This window comes from Paenibacillus sp. TY11 (genome assembly GCF_059772165.1).
The window spans coordinates 69,457-88,322 of sequence record NZ_JCBAIQ010000020.1 but is presented as its reverse complement, the minus strand read 5'-3'; the positions used below and the strand labels follow the sequence as shown (position 1 = coordinate 88,322).

Sequence of the window (18,866 nt, the reverse complement as noted above, 5' to 3'; positions counted from 1 at the left end):
CACATATTCCTATGCACAATAATTTGAGATACGCTTAACCAACAGGCTTTTTAATTAATTTTTCAAACCAGTCACTCTTTTCGAAAGTAAACTGGTTCCTTTTAAAAGGGTATGCTAAAATGTTGACGTATCTACAAGAAAAGGAGATTGTAAACCTTGTCGAATCCAGTATACGGGAAACAGGCCAAAACGTCGACCCGTGACGATAAAAGGCCGGCTATGTTTTGGGTGTTAATTGTTGGCATGATTCTGTTTTTAGCTTGGGCCCCCTTCCAGGCTGCGCTTTTTAATGGTCAAATGCTCGACTTTGAGAAGCCTCTGTATTGGGCTTTGATCATCAGTACGATTCTATTGATTTTAGGAATCGTAACCTATTATAAGAAATTCAAGCTGGAAGAGCAAAGGGATTGGCTGGCTGTATTAGTACTGCTGCTTCCCCTGTCTTATGTGCTTTCACTGACTTCAGCAGCTTCGCATTATCTGGCCATGAATATGGTGGTGGTACAGTGCATATATGCCGCTCTGTTTATCATCTCAATCTATCTACTCCAGGATCGCTTAGGCAATAAGATTATTCACAATCTGATTATGACTGTTGCTTATGTCATTGTAGGCTTTGGCTTTATTAACTGGTTTGGACAGTGGGTGTTTGCCGGCAAGCTGGTAGGCTGGTTTACCCAATATGTGTATCAGTATCGTTATACCAATGCAGTTATGACAGATACAAATGGTCTCCGGCTGACATCAGTGTTTCAATATGCGAATACATATGCCGCCTTTCTAATGGCTTTCCTGTTCGCTGCCGTTTTCTGTCTGATGAAATCAAAACTATGGTATGGCAAGGCAGTTCACGGCTTCATGTTGGTACCTATTCTGGTCTCGTTATTCCTGACCTTGTCACGGGGCGGTCTGGTTATGTTGCCAGTCGTTTTCGTACTGCTCTTGCTCTTCTTTAAACCAGCACGTCAGATTATATGGATTTTGCATTGTGCCATTGCTGGTGTAGCGTCAATATCTATCTTGGCACCAATTACAAATATGGGTTTACAACTCAACAAGACCTACAACGGCGGAGAGGCTGCGAAGGCTTGGGGGTTACTTATTGGGGTCTCCCTGGCTGTAGCTGTCGTACTGTGGCTTGTTGAACGTTATCTGGCACCGAAGTTGGAAAATGCCCTCAAAGGATGGGCCTCCCGCAAGTTATCCAACCTGTGGCTACCTGTCGGATCAGTTGTGGTGATTGGCTTGCTGGCTTTTCTGTTTATTGGAACTGGCCTGCGCAGCGTACTACCAGAAAACGTCCAGGTCCGGTTTGAAAATATCAATTTCCGGCAGCATAGTGTACTGGAACGACTTGTATTCTATCAGGATGCTGCCAAATTGATTAAAGATCATCCTGTTATTGGCACCGGCGGCGGCGGTTGGGCTACTTTATACGAGAAATACCAAGATTATCCTTACACAAGCCGTCAGGCCCATAACTTCTTCATGCAGTATCTGGTTGAAGTTGGTATTCTCGGTTTTGTAATTTTCATGTCATTTATCTTATATATTTTCTACAAATATATCCGTAACTATATTAGACAAAATGATGAAGATCGGGATTCTCACTTTCTGTATCTCATTTTGGCGCTTTCGATCTTACTTCATAGCTTGCTAGACTTTAATCTGAGTTACGTGTTCATGGGCATACTGGTATTTATGAGTCTCGGTGGTATGGCTGCTGCTATGGACAGCAAACCTCTTAGACGCTTGTCCATGAGCACTTCTGGTTTCCGAATCATGTATAGTGCAGTCATCGGCATTCTAAGCATTGTGGTGCTTTTTGCAGGTCTCCGCTTCGTGCAATCGGCCAATGCTGCCACATATGCCAAACAGATCATGGCGGTCAGCACATCTTTTGAGGAAATCCAAAGTGCCATTAATAAGGATCTTGAACTTCGTCCTACGCACCCGGATTCGGTTATAAGATTGGCTGCACTGTACAAGAATGTGTATGATCAAACGAAAAAAGAGGAATTTTATAACGCTGCAATAGAGGTACTTAATACGGGCCTGAAGGCAGAACCGTATAATAAAATCATGTATAACTCCAAAGTTAACCTTTTAAAAGCAAAAGGTGAGCATGAGCAAGCCTTCAGTATTTTGGAAAATAACATTTCCAACTTCAAATGGGACAATGACTGGTACAATATGTTGATTACTCAAGCTTACTCTATTGGTGATAAGGCACGTGAACAGAAGGACACCGCCAAGGAGCAGAAATATTTCCAAGCAGGCCTTGCTGCTTATCAGAAGGTTCTGGATGGGGTAGCTCATATTAAGACGGTTCCACCTGAAATTCAATTGACACGTACTTTTGAGGTAACTCCAGGTATTGCGCTCAGCACTGGAAAAATTGAATTCATGTCAGGTAAGCCTGCTGAGGCTGCAAGCATCCTCAAAAACGGCTTGAAAGACGACCTGAGCGACCCTACAAATCGTGAGATTGCTCGATATTATATCGTCGCTCTGCAAAAGCAAGGGCAGGATGACAAAGCATTGTACGATAAACTAATAAAAGCTGATCCGACGGAAAAAGAGCAAATTGCTCAGTTAAAATCGGAGAAATAGTAGAAAAAAGAGACTATCAGATGATGTTATATCATCCGGTAGTCTCTTTCTTATTTTAATAAAGTGAGGTTGGGTGAGATGTCTATTTTTGTTGATCAATCTTTTCAATAACCTGTCTCATATAAGCCAATACTTCATCCTTAATCTCGTTATGCTGCAGAGCATAATGAATAGTAGTTTCAATGAATCCCAATTTCTCGCCAACGTCATGGCGATTCCCGTCAAATTCGTAGGCCAGGATCGGATTCTTTTCTCCCAGTTTGGACAATGCATCCGTCAACTGAATCTCCCCGCCTACTCCCGCAGATTGCTGACCCAGGATATCAAAAATATCAGGCGTCAAGATATAACGTCCCATAATCGCCAAGTTGGAGGTTGCTTCTTCCTTCTTTGGCTTTTCTACCAATCGTTCCGCCTCAGAGATTTTGGAAGTGAGTGCATGACCCTCAACTATGCCGTAACGATGTACCTCGTTCCAATCCACTTGTTTTACACCTACTACAGAACGCTGATACTCATCGAACACGTCAATCATCTGTTTGAGACACGGATTCTCAGACTCAACGATGTCATCCCCTAAAAGGACGGCAAAAGGTTCGTCACCGATAAACTTACGTGCACACCAGATGGCATGCCCCAACCCTTTGGGTTCCTTTTGACGAATATAGTGGATATCTGCCATCTCTGATGGTTTACGTACTTCATTGAGCAGGTCCCATTTTTCCTTCGCAGTCAAATTATGCTCCAGCTCAAAAGAGTAGTCAAAATGATCCTCAATCGCCCTTTTGCCTTTACCAGTAACGATAATGATATCCTCTATACCAGATGCAACAGCCTCTTCAATAATATATTGAATTGTTGGTTTGTCTACAATGGGAAGCATCTCTTTAGGCATCGCTTTTGTAGCAGGAAGGAACCGGGTTCCTAATCCCGCAGCAGGAATAATCGCTTTACGGATTTTCATAGGTTAAAACTCCTTTTCAACAAAACTTACTAAATTATTCAATAATTCGAGTAACGTTTGTAAATTGCTAATAGTTTATTATAGCACTTAGTCATTGCAATGTTATATAATTTAAGTAAACCATATTATAAATCAAAAAAGATAGAAATTTGAGTACCAGATATGCCAAAATTTGAGGAGAGAGTTCTTTGGATTCAATAATCAGTAACCCTGTTTTAACGTTAGTTATTCCCTGTTATAACGAAGAAGAGGTACTGCCTGAAACTATAAGCAGACTTACGGTCATTCTTGAGGAGTTGGCAGAGAGCCAGCTCATTTCTAAACATAGTAAAATGTTGTTTGTTGATGATGGTAGCCGTGATAAAACATGGGACATCATAGCATCATATAATCTAAAAAATCCTTTTGTCAGTGGTCTCAAGTTGGCGAAAAATGCCGGCCATCAAAACGCCCTATTATCTGGGTTAATGGAGGCTAAAGAGACATCTGATTGTGTGATATCCGTTGACGCTGACCTGCAGGATGATCTCAATGCCATCCGAGAATTTATAATAAAGTTCAAAGAAGGTTATGACATCGTATATGGGGTTCGAAAAAGTAGAACCACCGACACATTCTTCAAGCGTTCAACAGCCCAAGGCTTTTATCGTGTTATGAGTAAAATGGGAGTCAATATTGTATACAATCATGCGGATTACCGCTTAATGAGCAAAAGAGTTCTTCAGGAATTAAGCAACTTTAAAGAGGTCAATCTTTTTTTACGTGGTCTAGTTCCGTTAATAGGTTATAAGTCTACTGAAGTTTATTACGATCGACATGAACGCTTTGCAGGAGAATCCAAATATCCTTTAAAGAAAATGCTCGCTTTTGCTTTCGATGGAATCACTTCATTTAGTATAACCCCAATCCGGCTTATCTCAGCTGTAGGTTTTGCAATGTTTGGCATAAGCTTATTAATAGCTGTGTATACCATTATTAGTAAGCTCCTTGGAACCACTGTCTGGGGCTGGTCTTCTTTAATGTTGTCCATCTGGTTTATAGGTGGTCTGCAACTTGTAGCACTGGGGCTCATTGGCGAATATATCGGTAAAATATATAAAGAGGTAAAACAAAGACCCAAATATATTATTGAGACCCTATTAGATTCCCAAAGCACCCTAGATACTGAAAACACAAAAAAAGTGAAAAATAGTGAAAGGGAAGCTGTGGCTGTCCACTAAACAGATGCGAACAGGTGACTAATTTGACTTTATTTCAGAATAGCTTTTTCCGTTTTCTTGTCGTAGGTGTCCTAAATACAATATGCGGCATGTCCGTCATGTTCTTGCTCTTTAATACTTTAGGGACTAACTACTGGTTATCGACCTTTATTGGTAATTCTGTAGGTGCTACTGTAAGCTATTTCTTAAACAAAAGATTTACTTTCAAAAACAATGCAAGCCATGGACAGACCATTTTGAAGTTTGTCTTTATCATATTGATATGCTATTTACTATCGTATTGTCTCAGCTATCTAATCAGCCACTTCCTGATCTCAAGTCTGAGTATTAAAAACAATGCAATTTTAGGCAATCTGTCCATCCTAATCGGGAATATCTTTTATACTTTAATTAATTATGTCGGACAAAAGTTCATTGTTTTTTCTAAAAAAAACGAAAGCCCAAAAAGTATAACGATACGAGATTCTTAGTAGTTTAAATGAAATTATTGATAAAAATAGGGTATGTGCTTTCAACGCACATACCCTATTTTTTCTTTTTCTACGTTCAAATATTAAAATAAATAACTGTGATAACCTATAGCATCCTTTTACTTCACCAGCTGCCCACGTGTAACACCCAACTGATTCGTTGCTTTCAGCGTCTTCCATACTTGTGTTCCGCTGATTTCTCCGCGCAGGGCACGGTTATAGAGATCAATAACCTCATGCACTTGCTCCGGTGTCTCCTCCAAAAATTCCACGCGGTAACGGGACACGCCCAGCTCCAGGAAGTTGGACAGGTATTCGGCGCCGGATTGCTCAATCGCGTTGTATACCGTGTTGCGGCAGCCTTCGTCCACACGGACCGGATGAGACATACCAATTCGATCGCGCAGGGATGCGCGATGGTCCTCACACGGACGTCCACAATTGGTGTAGTCTGTGCCTTCACTCATGAAGGTACAGTATACGCAATGTTCAGTATGGAACATTGGCATATGCTGCTGGATCACGATCTCCAGCTTATCGGTACGCGTGCGTCTGAGCATATCGACCATTTGCTGAATGTTCAGATCGTACGACGGTGTAACCAGGTCGCAGCCGGAATCCAGGAACAGATCAGCCGCTTTGTGGTTGGCGATATTCAGCGAGAAGTCACCAATCAATTGCGGATGATGTGCGTCCGGGTTCTCCAAGCGATGTCGCAAGTAGAAATACAGTGCCCCTGGATTGCGTACCAGCACAGCATCCGGCTTCAGGCGCAGGATATTGTTGTGGTAGCCATTTTCACCCGGCATGTGAATACGTGGGGTCGCCAGCGCAATTCGGCGCCCTGCGGCGTGTACAGCCTCTACGGCTGCCGGGAATTGCTTGATGAACTCGAAGTCGGCGTAGATGAACTCCACGCCGGCCTCGAGCGCAGCCTCAACCTGAGGGAGGCTGCGGCACAGCGCGGTCAACTCTGCCTGACCGCGTGCCACAGACGATGCCGGAACCGATGCATCGCCATACACCTCTACCGCCCGCTTCGTGTACACGGGCGGTTTGGGGCGCTCGCCCGCGAGCAATTCCACCGCCTGACGGCGGATACTGTTCAGCTCGCGCATCGGCACGATGACGTCCCCATGCAGATGGACGTCCAGCTCTTCCAGCTGGAACACCGTTCCGCCCAGTCGGCCGAACTGCTCCTCGAGCAGTTCATGCGTCATCGGACGCTTCTGGGCAATTTCGAGTTCCAGCTCGGAGTCCACGCGGACCGTTGTGCCCTTCTGCACGTCGGTCCACCATGTCGACAGCGGTTGCCCTGGGGAGCCGCTGACCCGCACATGTACCGGGAAGACCCGGTACGGCTTGTCGGTGTCGTACGACTGGCGCAAACGCTTGTCCAGCGCTGGGTCGTTGGTCTTCCAAATGCGGTCGCCCACGTGCACACGGCGCAGATCCACATCGTTGCGTCCCGCTACGATGTCGATGATCCAGCCTTCTCCGGCTTCGCCTTCAATCTTCACGCCCTTGCGGCGGATATCATATACGCGTCCGCCTTCTTCTTTTTGCGTGGGATCTCCCGCATCGAATACAATCCCATCGCCACGCTTCAGCGGTGCATCAATACGGCACACTACGCCATCACGAAGGATTTGTTCCACTCGGCCCAGATACACCCCACGGCTTTTGGGGAACGTACCGTCAACCAGCTTCTTGTTATTGGTTCCTTCGAGAAAACCGTGCGTAAAGCCGCGTGAAAAGCTCTGCTGCAGTTCGCGGATATCTTCTTTGCTCGTCTTGGACGTATCGCCATCAAAATACTTATCAATGGCCTTGCGGTACTTGCTGACCACATTCGCCACATATTCAGGTGTTTTCAGTCGCCCTTCAATTTTAAAAGAAACAACACCCGCGTCGATCAGTTCAGGCATCAAGTCAATCGCTGCCAGATCCTTAGGTGACAGCAGATACGTCACATCTGCCATTGGTTTCTGCTCCCCATCCACCATCAGATCGTAAGGCAAACGACATGCCTGTGCACACTCACCACGGTTAGCAGAGCGGCCGCCCCACATTTCTGAAGTCAGGCATTGGCCAGAATAAGATACGCATAACGCTCCATGTACGAAAACCTCCATTGGAAGTCTCGCCTGATCGCCTATTTTTTGAATCTGTTTCAGGTTGTTTTCACGTCCTAGCACAACCCGTTCCATATTGTACGGCTTTGTAAACTCTACCGCTTCCGGCGAGGTGATCGTCATTTGGGTAGAACCATGGATCGGAAAATCCGGTGAAATATCGCGGATCATTTTCACCAAGCCCATATCCTGAACAATTAAAGCATCGACTCCGGCATCAATGCAGGCATCGACCAGCTCCTTAGCGTCCTCCAACTCGTTTTCAAATACCAGTATATTGAATGTTAAAAAACCTTTAACCCCATAGCTATGCAAAAACGCCATAATTTCAGGCAGTTCCTCCATGCGGAAATTATTCGCTCGTGCACGTGCATTGAACTTTTCCACCCCGAAAAAGATCGCATCAGCCCCATTCGCCACCGCCGCACGCATACAATCCCAGTCACCGGCTGGTGCCAGAAGCTCTACATCTTCTCTTCGTACTGCTGATTTCATCTTTGTCCTCCCCATATGCTGAAAACGAATGATCCCCTATTGGATAATCGTTGTTTTCAGGGCAGCTACGCTGCTTACTTGGTAATCTCATGAATGTTCCATCGACTCATTCCAAAGCTGATCATGTTTAGTCAGGGGAATGGAAGCCTACTAAGAATCACATTTTTAAATCCTATCTGTCTCTATTATCTTGTCCGATCATTCACACGCTGAACCATCGGTTCCTCGCATGAATTACATCCAACTCAAAAAATCCGCATCACGAACATTTGCGGCAGAATCATTCTTATCTTGTAACTAATCTAGTGTACCAGACTGCGCCCCAAGCTTCTACACTTTCCAAGCGATTCCTTTAAAAATATAATACTAAAAACACACAAAAAACACCTCCAATCCCGTCGAGCGGTACTTTGGAGGTGAGTCATCCTATTATTGACTAGACAAACCTATACTTCGCAAGCATTTCTCCCCAGGGTGATATTCCCTCTTCCCTGAAACCTGATTTTCTATATAGCTTTCTAGCTAGCTCATTGTCTGGTTTATATCCAATCATTATAACATCAGTCCTATCACTGGCTTTCCTTATTTCGTCGATAACCAGCAACATTGCATTGTAACCATGACCTTGACCTTGAAATCTTTCGTCAATCATAAATCGGTAAACCCAGTAATTTCCGTCATCCGGGTCTAAACCAAACATCGTAAAACCAATTAATACGTCATCTTTATAAATAGCCTTAGATAAAAATCCATCTAAAAACTGACGTTCCGCAATTGAAAAAAGGTTAGATACAATAAATCTTTTTTGCTCAGGTGTCGGTTTAAGTTCGGCACATGCTTCCCAATTATGTTTGTCGACTGCTTTTAGCGTAATCATTTTGGATTCCTCCTATACGGGGAAATCCGTATAGACTTCCCTAGTGCTTACTTCACTCATTATAAGATTGGTGGTATTTGGCGGGCGCCAGCGAAGCGGGACATTTGAATCCGAAGAAGCGTCAGCGTTCGCCTTTGACCTGGGATTCTTACTATTAAGTCCTTATACAATCCAAGAATCCCGGGTCAACAGCGATCGTAGAATCAAATGGCACGCGTAGCCTCTTCCCACCATACCTCGTAATCTTTTACCCACACTCTCTACTTCACAAAACTAAACGAATTCAGCGTCGAATCCAGAGCATTAGACTGTACAGCCGTGTTGTTCGCATCGTTCAATGTCGTTGTTACGGTGTACGTTTTTCCGTCACGTTCAAACACCAATTGGCGGCCTGTATAGCCAATGCCTTCCTCTATACGATGGAATGTAAAGGACACTGCCGGAACACCAGCAAACGTTACGTCCTTAACCTCCTCTACTTTGAGGTTTTTATAGTTCTTTGCTTGCTTATCGTAGAAGTCCTTGAGCTGGGACACCGTTAATTCAAATGATTGGTCATTGTCGATTTTGATGGAAAAACTTCCTCCGGTAAATTGGTACTCTACATCGCCCAATTCAAATTGATCGCTAACCGCAGTCCAATACCGTGGGATATTCACCGTATATTCATAGGCTTTAGACGTCTTTTTGACCGTTTTCGTTTTGTCCGTTAGATAGTCGTCTTCTTCCAACTGTCCAAAGTTACTCGCTACGGTTTGGAAATCAATTTGAAGCGAGGAAATGAGCGCGTTGAACTGGTCATTTCCTTTACTTACTTTTTCAGGCACCGCGTATTCAGCCAAGTAGCGGTATCCATTTTGCTGAATCAGCACATTGTACTCCTTGACCCATTCATCACCAAAATTATAGCGGTACTCCTGCACCAACCCTTGAATGCCTGCAACCTCCAGCGGATACGTCTTCTGTGCCTCATAAGCTGTGGACACAAATGAATCGCTCAACCATTTTTGCAGTTGCTGACCCCAGTTCTCCAATTTTCCATCCGCTGGAGCTGAGGTTACTTTCACGCGGAAGCTCGATCCATCATTGCTCTCGTATTGCATCCGCTGATCGTCCATTTTCCAGCCTGCGGGTATGCTGAGTGACACACCGTAGTCCGGATTCCCGGCCTCGCGTGTGCCTCCTACGACAGTGGACAAGTCTTTAATACTTTTATCCTGCGCATTAAAGGAGGTCTTGAAGGAATTTAACAGACCCGCATACTGGTTCAGATCTTTATAGTTCGTTGCTTTAGCATCGGAAAAATAAATCACATACAGTCGTCCGTTATCGTAGTACTGACGATTTTCCCACAATACGCCGTCCCCATCCTTCGTAATGACACGAGCATAAGGCACCTTCGCTTTCGGGAAGGATTTTCGATCTACAACAGTTTCGCCCGTTTCCTTGGCCGTCTGTACCAATTGTTGCAGCAGATCGTCCGCATTCAGTGGAACCGGCTGTGGCGCTGTGTGCACTTCCATATAGTACGCACTGTTCTCATCCATAAATGTGGAAATGCTCTCATCTCCACCTCCCTGACCGATGACGAGTCCTGTTGGATAGTTCATAGACCAGTCATAGTAACTGTTCCCGATCTGCGTCTTGCCCTCATCATTATCAATGTTCGGTGTCTCTTCAGCTACCGTGCCCGCCTCTTCTTGCGCTTCCATCCGAATGATGATTCCTGCACCATTCTTCTCCAACTTACCGCCAAGCCCTTCTGCTACTTGACGCAAAGGCACCATCAGGATACCTGATGACATTTCCGGTGGAGCCGGAAGTGTCACCTTGTGACCTCTCACCCAAGCTGTACGGCTACCAATGGTCAGCGATACGATACGAGTTCCGCTGGTGATTTTGACCACATTATCTTCAGCTAATCGAATTTTGCTGTTAAATGCCTTTTTAAACACACCAGCCGGAACCATCAGTGCACCACTTTTTGAATATGGCTTCGTAATATTGGCATTCTGGCCGTTCACGATGGCTGTATTGCTGCCGCTTTGCAAGCGCAATTCCAACATGGTTTTGGTTTTATCATGATCTGCTGCAACTGCTGGCAAAGCGGAAAGCAGAAGGGACAATGCGACAGCGCCGACCCCCAGCTTACGCATCATTTTTCTTTGAATATGCTTCACAGTAAATCTCCCTTTAGCTTTATTTTATAGATTCAAGTGCCGTTATCGTTCACTTTCCAGTAGCAGCCTCTTGAGCTGACTCCGATGCATCCTTTGAACGCGCTATACCGCCATCTTCAGCGGCTTCCGATTCATTCGAATCTTCAAGATCTTCTCCAGACTGAATGGATTCATAGATTTCACCATTATCTTGTGTCAGTACCAGCTTGCGCTTCACAATATCACCGTCCGACTGCATAAGTACACTCACCGTTTGACCTGGTTGATAGTTTTTAAGCAGCTCATTGACGTCGATGGCGGAAGCTACACGCTTACCGTTAATACTGTACAGTTCATCGCCTTCTTTGATTTTGGCCTGAACGGCGTTGGCTGAAGTAATTTTCGTGACTTTCAAAGGGTCCTCGGTAGGTAATCCGACGATAGCTGACCAACTCTCTTCCAGCCCTAGTCCAAGACTAGCACGCCGAACCTCACCATATTTAAAAAATTGACCGATGACATATTTCACCGTATCCGACGGAATCGAAAAGCCCATATTTTCAATCCCAACCGCCGAGAATTTCATTGTATTGATCCCGATGACCTCGCCTTTGAGGTTGACCAACGGACCGCCGCTATTACCAGGATTGATCGCGGTATCACTTTGGATCAAACGATAAGCAGCGTTGACACCACGGTTCAGCCCGCTAACGACACCCGAGGTTGCCGAATTACGAAGTGAAAAGGATATAGGCGTACCGATAGCCACCACCTGTTCACCTACCTGTAGACTGTTCGTAGAAGCTGCCAAGGTAGCGGGTTTGAGGCCGCTTGCCTTGATTTTAATTAATGCCAAATCACTGACCGGATCGCTGTAGCTGTCGGTGATTCCGTAAGATTTTCCGTCCGAAGTTACAACCACCGCGTCACCTAATCCTTCAATAACGTGTGCATTCGTAACGATCCATCCATCTGTCCGAATGATGACACCTGTTCCGTGAGCCAGATTGTATCGATCTCCTCCTGCTACGGTTTCTCCCGTGGCTGAACGGCCAATGATACCGACCACTGAAGGAGATACATTTTTAACGACCTGCGGCACACGACCGGCCGATAACGTATATGTACCATTTGCGCTGTTATACGCGCCGCTGGTTCCTAATGCCTTATTCATATCGCTTACGTTAACATAGACCCCGCCATTAATGACTTTGGCCTTTAACGCAGTTCCACTGCTGGCTGCACCTGCCGTTCCAGAAACACATAGAGCGCTGCCCAAAGCCAGAACAACCACCCTTTTCCCCATCTTACGCATATACTCACCATTTCCTCTCTAACAAGACCCTGTTCTATCAGTTAGTCCAAATCTACCATAGAGGGGACACGCATACAATCGCTTTAAGCCCTATCTTTTTCTAAAAAGCGCCGTTTGCCACCTACCTGTCCTCTCATACTATTTATATTATAAATTTTCCAAATCCTTATATCAAAAAAATAAGCAAAAACGATAAATAATCGTTATACCGTTTGGAGCTTTCCTTCGTTTACGGGCATAACCAACTGTGATACCATCACATTATATCTTAGTTTTATTGTCGGAAATAAAAAAAAACTCGTGAGTTCTCTATCCAAAATACTAAAGTATAAATAAGGCACATGAAGGAGGTTAAAAGGATGGCCTATGAACCAATCTGGAACGCTCATCCCGATAAGCTAAACAAATTTGAGTTTGTCAAGCTGGAAAAAGACGGTCTCGACGTTATACGTACCATTATCGAAAATTATGCAAACGAAGGCTATGACTCGATCTCTGCGGACGATATGGACCGTTTCAAATGGGCTGGTGTTTATCAGCAAAAGCCCAAGGATGGTCATTTCATGATGCGTGTTCGCATCAACACAGGTATCATGACTTCAGCACAGGCACATGCATTGGCGGACATCTCCGCGCTGTACGGACGCGGTCTTGTGGATGTCACCACTCGTCAGGCAATTCAATTTCACTGGCTGACGGTCGAAAGCTTGCCCGATATTTTCGAGCGGCTGGAAAAAGTCGATTTGTATTCCTTTGAAGCCTGTGGGGACTGCCCTCGTACCATTGTCGGCAATCCGCTGGCTGGCATTGATCCCAATGAATTGGTGGATACCAAGGAGATTGTAGATGAAGTAAACCGTTTTTTCTTATTGAATCGGGACTTCTCCAATCTTCCACGCAAGTACAAAATGTCTATCTCCGGTAATACGTACAACAACGCACAGGCTGAAATTAACGACTTGTCCTTTACGCCAGCCACCAAGATCCTCAACGGGAAAGAAGTGATCGGCTTCCATGTGATGGTTGGTGGAGGTTTGTCCGCCAAGCCGCATTTGGCACAGTCGCTGGATTTGTTTGTTCGTCCTGAGGAAGTACTGAAGGTAGCTGTTGCTGTCACAACCATTTTCCGTGATTACGGCTATCGGGAAAAACGGCACCATGCCCGCCTGAAATTCCTCGTTGCCGATTGGGGCCCGGACAAGTTTCTGGCCAAGCTCACCGAGTACATCGGCGAAATGCCAGGACGAGGCGAGGACAAAACGATCGGCTGGCACGCCGCCTATTTTGACGGTGTACATCCTCAAGCCCAAGAGGGCCTGAACTATGTCGGACTGAACGTGCCTGTCGGTCGCCTCAGTGCTGACGAGTTGCATGAACTGGCCGACCTGGCTGACCGCTATGGCGATGGACAGATTCGCACCACGATGTCGCAAAATATTTTGCTGAGCGGCGTGCCGGATGACCAAGTGGATGAACTACTGGAAGCTCCCGTGCTGCAACGCCTGACACCACAGCCCAAGCATTTTATGAGCCGTACGGTATCGTGCACAGGAAATGAGTTCTGCAATCTGGCGATTGTGGAAACCAAAAAGCGGGCGGTTGACGTTGCCGAGTATTTGGATCAGCACGTACAATTGGATGAAAAGGTACGCATTCATTTTATCGGCTGCCCGAATTCCTGCGGTCAAAAGCATATTGCGGACATTGGTCTGCAGGGCTCGCTCATTAAGACACCCGAAGGCATGGTCGACGCGTTCGACATCGCTGTCGGCGGAGCGCTTGGATCAGGTGCCCAGTTCAACAAGGCACTCAAAGGCCGCGTACGCGGGGATCAGGTTGGACCTGTACTGGCAGAGCTCATTCTGTTCTACAAAGAAAACAGGACCGCTGGCGAAAGCTTTTACGCGTATGTACAACGTGTAGGTATTCCGACTTTCCAGGAAAAGCTGTCTGCCATTTTACAATCCAGCCACGTTGCATCCTAGATATAACGTCCATTACCAGCCTGCTTGTATCTCATATACAAGCAGGCTGTTTCTTATCGTCATACAGCTGCACAATACCGTTTTCTTCGATTTCATAAAAAAAGATACCGGATTACTCCGGTATCAATATTTTCGCAAAATCGAGTACTGTTGGCTTCTGAGCGCCTTCTGTAGATGTTACCACTGCGTAGCCTGATGGTATTTTGTATATCAATCCCGTATCATATCGGATGCCGAAGGAGTTATCTTCCTTGTAATGAGTCTTAGTTTCCCACACCTTCGTACCGTTTCCTTTCAAGCCTGTAATGGTGATGCCATGCATCTTCGTGGTTTTGCCCAGTGGATCATATTGATCACTGAACTGGACGTACAACTGCTCCTCAGGCAGATACACCCGGTCAGCCACATAGTCCTCTGTATTACTAAACAATTGCAGACCATTACTTAACACCTGCGTACGCTTGCTATTTCCTTTAAGCCCTGTTACAGCAATATGACCGCTGGGCAACTCACGTACTGCGGCAATGTCTTTACCTGACCCCAAATCCAAATGGATATTACGGATATCGCGACCATATACATCTGCTTGTACCCCCACGGGACCATCTAAGCTGTTCAAAAGCGCATAATATCCATTGTGACTGCCGACCAGCCAACCCGAGGTCACTCCGGCCGTCGTTCGATTCCATTGTACATCGCCAGTTTTTGTGTATTTGAGTACAGTGAAGGACTGCTCAGCAAGATTCAGAGAGGAGACCAAAAAACTGCCATCCTCCAGTGGCTCCAAACCTACCTGAGAATCTTGCCCATCAGCTATCAAGTCATCTGTGGGTAACGTTTTGGACCACACGGTGTTTCCATCCGCGTCCAATCGTGAAGCCTGCAAATCTCGTATTCCGTTCGGTTTTGTATAGTCAATCAGAAACAGCAAGCCACCATCTGACGTCTCCCGCTGGACTCCCCTGCTGCTTGTTCCCGGTTGTACGTTCAGTTCCTGCTGGTGTTTCCATACGTTCTCCAGAAAACTGTCCAGCTTGCCATACGTGACGTGTACTACACTTGTCTCTGTATCGTCCTCGACGTTCAGCATTAAAAACCCGCCATTCGCTGCGGGCTGAATATAATTGTGAGCGTTTCCTAAATCCTTAATACTGCCAATCGCCGCACTCGTTTCAATCTCGGCTTGTTTGGGCGCAAACGCCTCGGACACCTCGGAGGCATAGGACGGTGCAGCACTATACCCCATCATACATGCCGCCAAAGCAACTCCTGCTGCCCATGAATATACGCGTGTACGTAAAACTCTACTTTGCATGATCTTCAAAATGTTCCAGCTCCCTTCATGACTTCCTCAGAGATGTTGTATAAACCTTAGATGTGATCAAACTACAGACGGTTTCGCTTCAACTTGTAATGGTTGTCACGTGGGCACGGAACTTCGTATGATGCTATATATTCATAAGTTATATATTTACCTCTTCAAGCCCGAGCCTAAACATTCAAAACTCCAAAATAGAGACTACTCAGAGACTTTCTGTCGATGAATATACGTATAGATTCATTATTCCAGCGCTTGGTAAACTATGTGTCACATGCTTTAACGCAAGAATTTGATAAAAGTTTTCTTTTCTACAAAAAAAATAAAGTCCTGCCAAGGGGAGGGCATAAATACGCTAATTCGTATTCCGCCTTCCTACCTGTGCAGGACTTCCAAAACGTACGTTAAACGGTATCTATAGATCGACTGTCTGAAGCGCTTGGCTACGCTGTGTATCCCGTTCAAGGATCGGCTTTAAGTATCGGCCTGTATAGGATTCTTCGACTTTCACGAGTTGTTCCGGTGTCCCGGTAGCCAAGATCGTCCCACCACCGCTTCCGCCTTCCGGTCCCAGATCAACCAAATAATCGGCTGTTTTAATCACATCCAGATTATGCTCAATGACCAGCACCGTCTCTCCTGAATCAACCAAACGATGCAGTACCGTCAACAATCGGTCAATATCGTGAACATGCAGACCGGTTGTCGGCTCATCCAAAATATAAATTGTTTTGCCTGTGCTGCGACGATACAATTCAGAAGCCAGCTTCACACGCTGTGCTTCACCGCCAGACAAGGTAGTCGCTGGTTGGCCCAGCTTGATATACCCCAAACCTACATCCATCAGCGTCTGAATCTTGCGATGAATCTTTGGAATATTTTCAAAAAACTCTGTCGCATCCTCTACCGTCATCTCCAGCACATCAGCAATACTTTTACCTTTGTATTTAACCTCAAGGGTCTCCCGATTATAACGCTTGCCTTTGCACACTTCGCATGGGACGTACACATCTGGCAGAAAATGCATCTCAATCTTGATTATGCCGTCGCCTTTACAAGCTTCACAGCGCCCACCCTTAATATTAAAGCTAAAGCGACCTTTTTGGTAGCCTCGGACCTTGGCCTCATTTGTTTTTGAAAATAAATCCCGAATATCATCAAATACTCCGGTATAGGTCGCAGGATTGGAACGCGGCGTACGGCCGATTGGAGACTGATCAATCTCAACGACCTTATCGATATGTTCAAGCCCGCGAATCTCCTTATGTTGGCCCGGTCGCACTCTTGCCCGGTTCAGATCACGCGCCAACGTTTTGTACAAAATTTCGTTGACCAGCGTCGATTTTCCAGAGCCGGATACACCAGTAACAGCCGTGAACACACCTAACGGAATTTTGACATTCAAATTTTTGAGATTGTTCTCCTTGGCTCCGCGAACCTCCAGCCACTTATCCGTAGGCTTGCGCCGCTCAGTATTGACCTGAATGAACTTGCGTCCGCTCAAATATTGCCCGGTTAAGGAATTCGGATCTTCCATGACTTCCTGCGGTGTCCCCTGCGACATGATCATCCCACCATGGATTCCGGCTCCTGGCCCGATATCAATGATATAGTCCGCCGCCATCATCGTATCTTCGTCATGCTCCACCACAATCAACGTATTGCCGAGATTCCTCATATGCTCTAAAGCACTAATCAGACGGTCATTATCTCGCTGATGCAGCCCGATACTAGGCTCGTCTAAAATATAGAGCACACCCATCAGACTGGACCCGATCTGTGTCGCCAATCGGATACGCTGTGCCTCACCGCCTGACAACGTGCCTGCTGCACGGCTTAAAGTCAGGTACTCCAGACCAACGTTAACAAGGAATCCTAGTCGGCTGTTAATTTCTTTTAAAATGAGATTGGCAATCGACTGCTCTTTCTCACTCAGCTCCAGTGTATGGAAAAAGTGAGAAGCTTCACCGATAGACAAAGCTGTCACATAAGCAATATTGCGCTCTTGAATGGTTACCGACAGACTTTCTTTTTTCAGTCGGTGTCCCTTACAGGTGTTACATGGCTTTGCGCTCATAAAGCCTTCAATAAATTCACGTATACCCTCAGAAGCTGTATCCCGATAACGACGCTCCAGGTTGGGGATAATGCCCTCAAAGGTCACATAGGCTTCCTTACGTTGACCAAAATCATTTTCATAGCGGAAACGGATCTTCTGATCAGCCGTTCCATGTAAAATGATGTTCATTTGTTCTGTCGTCAGTTGACTAACAGGAATGTCCTGCGGAATACCGTAATGTTCGCATACTGACTGCAAAAATTGAGGATAATAAGTGGAAGTTCCTCCACTCCATGCCTGAAACGCCCCATCTTCTACACTTTTTTCAGGATCGGGGATGAGCAAATCAGGATCAACCACCATTTTAACGCCTAACCCATCACAATCCGGACAAGCGCCGAACGGACTATTAAAGGAAAACATCCGCGGAGACAGTTCATCTATGCTGAATCCACAAATCGGGCACGCAAAGTTGGAGCTAAACCGCAACTCCTCTTGCCCCATAATGTCTACAAGCAACTGCCCGCCTGAAAGATTCAGTGCCGTCTCAATAGAGTCGGACAGACGCGCACGCACATCTTCCTTAACTACGATCCGGTCTACGACCACTTCAATCGAGTGCTTCTTGTTCTTCTCCAGCTCAATCTTCTCGGACAATTCACGCAGTTCGCCATCCACACGTACCCGTACAAAGCCCTGCTTGGCTATATCAGCGAACAGTGTCTTATGCTCACCTTTGCGGCCCGATACCAATGGAGCCAGGATCTGCAGCCGTGTCTTTTCAGGATACTGCAGAATGCGGTCTACCATCTGTTCGACGGTCTGTGAAGTAATTTCAATGCCATGTTCAGGACAATGAGGGTGACCCACCCGGGCAAACAATAACCGCAGGTAGTCATAGATTTCTGTAACCGTTCCGACGGTAGAACGCGGATTCCGACTTGTCGTTTTTTGGTCAATGGAAATTGCAGGAGACAGACCGTCAATCGAATCGACGTCCGGTTTCTCCATTTGCCCGAGGAATTGACGGGCATACGCAGATAAAGATTCTACATACCGCCGCTGCCCTTCCGCATAGATCGTGTCGAAAGCCAGCGACGATTTACCCGAGCCACTAAGCCCTGTCAGAACGACGAATTTGTCCCGTGGAATCGTCACGTCAATATTTTTGAGATTATGCGCCCGTGCGCCTTTGATGATGATGCTTTCATTCGCCAAATGTTTCATCTCCTTAGCCGTAGTTCACGTCATGCTAT

At 45.9% G+C, this 18,866-nt stretch carries 11 protein-coding genes; 4 read left to right on the top strand and 7 right to left on the bottom strand.

What is annotated here, in order from left to right:
* Nucleotides 1–156 precede the first annotated feature (156 nt).
* Nucleotides 157–2,613 carry an O-antigen ligase family protein gene (locus AC6EJC_RS20585; protein WP_444955567.1) on the top strand — a complete coding sequence of 819 codons (2,457 nt, stop codon included), beginning with the start codon at nt 157–159 and terminating at the stop codon, nt 2,611–2,613.
* 82 nt (nt 2,614–2,695) lie between these two features.
* Here AC6EJC_RS20585 and galU read toward each other — a convergent pair whose 3' ends face one another.
* Nucleotides 2,696–3,577, bottom strand: a complete 882-nt coding sequence (gene galU, locus AC6EJC_RS20580; protein WP_028542106.1) for a UTP--glucose-1-phosphate uridylyltransferase GalU — start codon at nt 3,575–3,577, stop codon at nt 2,696–2,698.
* Nucleotides 3,578–3,765: 188 nt separating this feature from the next.
* On the opposite strand from galU, the gene AC6EJC_RS20575 reads away from it, so the two are divergent.
* Both AC6EJC_RS20575 and AC6EJC_RS20570 read left to right on the top strand, forming a co-directional pair.
* Entirely contained in the window at nt 3,766–4,797 is a 1,032-nt protein-coding gene (locus AC6EJC_RS20575) for a glycosyltransferase family 2 protein (RefSeq protein ID WP_444955566.1), read from the top strand.
* A 14-nt stretch (nt 4,798–4,811) separates the two neighbouring features.
* A complete protein-coding gene (locus AC6EJC_RS20570) occupies nt 4,812–5,267 on the top strand; it encodes a GtrA family protein (RefSeq protein ID WP_444955565.1) in 456 nt (151 codons plus the stop codon).
* A gap of 119 nt (nt 5,268–5,386) precedes the next feature.
* Here the strand turns inward: AC6EJC_RS20570 and AC6EJC_RS20565 are convergent, their stop codons facing one another.
* From AC6EJC_RS20565 to AC6EJC_RS20550, 4 genes are all read right to left on the bottom strand, one after another.
* Nucleotides 5,387–7,897: a U32 family peptidase gene (locus AC6EJC_RS20565; RefSeq protein ID WP_444955564.1), complete on the bottom strand. Its 2,511-nt coding sequence runs from the start codon at nt 7,895–7,897 to the stop codon at nt 5,387–5,389.
* Between the two features lie 436 nt (nt 7,898–8,333).
* Nucleotides 8,334–8,774, bottom strand: coding sequence for a GNAT family N-acetyltransferase (locus AC6EJC_RS20560; protein WP_444955563.1), 441 nt, complete (start codon nt 8,772–8,774; stop codon nt 8,334–8,336).
* A gap of 260 nt (nt 8,775–9,034) precedes the next feature.
* Nucleotides 9,035–10,954 carry a stalk domain-containing protein gene (locus AC6EJC_RS20555; protein ID WP_444955562.1) on the bottom strand — a complete coding sequence of 640 codons (1,920 nt, stop codon included), beginning with the start codon at nt 10,952–10,954 and terminating at the stop codon, nt 9,035–9,037.
* A gap of 49 nt (nt 10,955–11,003) precedes the next feature.
* Nucleotides 11,004–12,248 carry a S1C family serine protease gene (locus AC6EJC_RS20550; protein WP_444955561.1) on the bottom strand — a complete coding sequence of 415 codons (1,245 nt, stop codon included), beginning with the start codon at nt 12,246–12,248 and terminating at the stop codon, nt 11,004–11,006.
* Nucleotides 12,249–12,607: 359 nt separating this feature from the next.
* Here AC6EJC_RS20550 and AC6EJC_RS20545 point away from each other — a divergent pair, with 359 nt between their 5' ends.
* A complete protein-coding gene (locus AC6EJC_RS20545; protein WP_444955560.1) occupies nt 12,608–14,233 on the top strand; it encodes a nitrite/sulfite reductase in 1,626 nt (541 codons plus the stop codon).
* A gap of 112 nt (nt 14,234–14,345) precedes the next feature.
* Here the strand turns inward: AC6EJC_RS20545 and AC6EJC_RS20540 are convergent, their stop codons facing one another.
* The gene (locus tag AC6EJC_RS20540; RefSeq protein WP_444955559.1) at nt 14,346–15,557 is read right to left on the bottom strand and encodes a hypothetical protein; all 1,212 of its coding nucleotides are present in this window, start codon (nt 15,555–15,557) and stop codon (nt 14,346–14,348) included.
* 409 nt (nt 15,558–15,966) lie between these two features.
* Nucleotides 15,967–18,828: an excinuclease ABC subunit UvrA gene (gene uvrA / locus AC6EJC_RS20535; RefSeq protein ID WP_444955558.1), complete on the bottom strand. Its 2,862-nt coding sequence runs from the start codon at nt 18,826–18,828 to the stop codon at nt 15,967–15,969.
* Between the last annotated feature and the right edge of the window lie 38 nt (nt 18,829–18,866).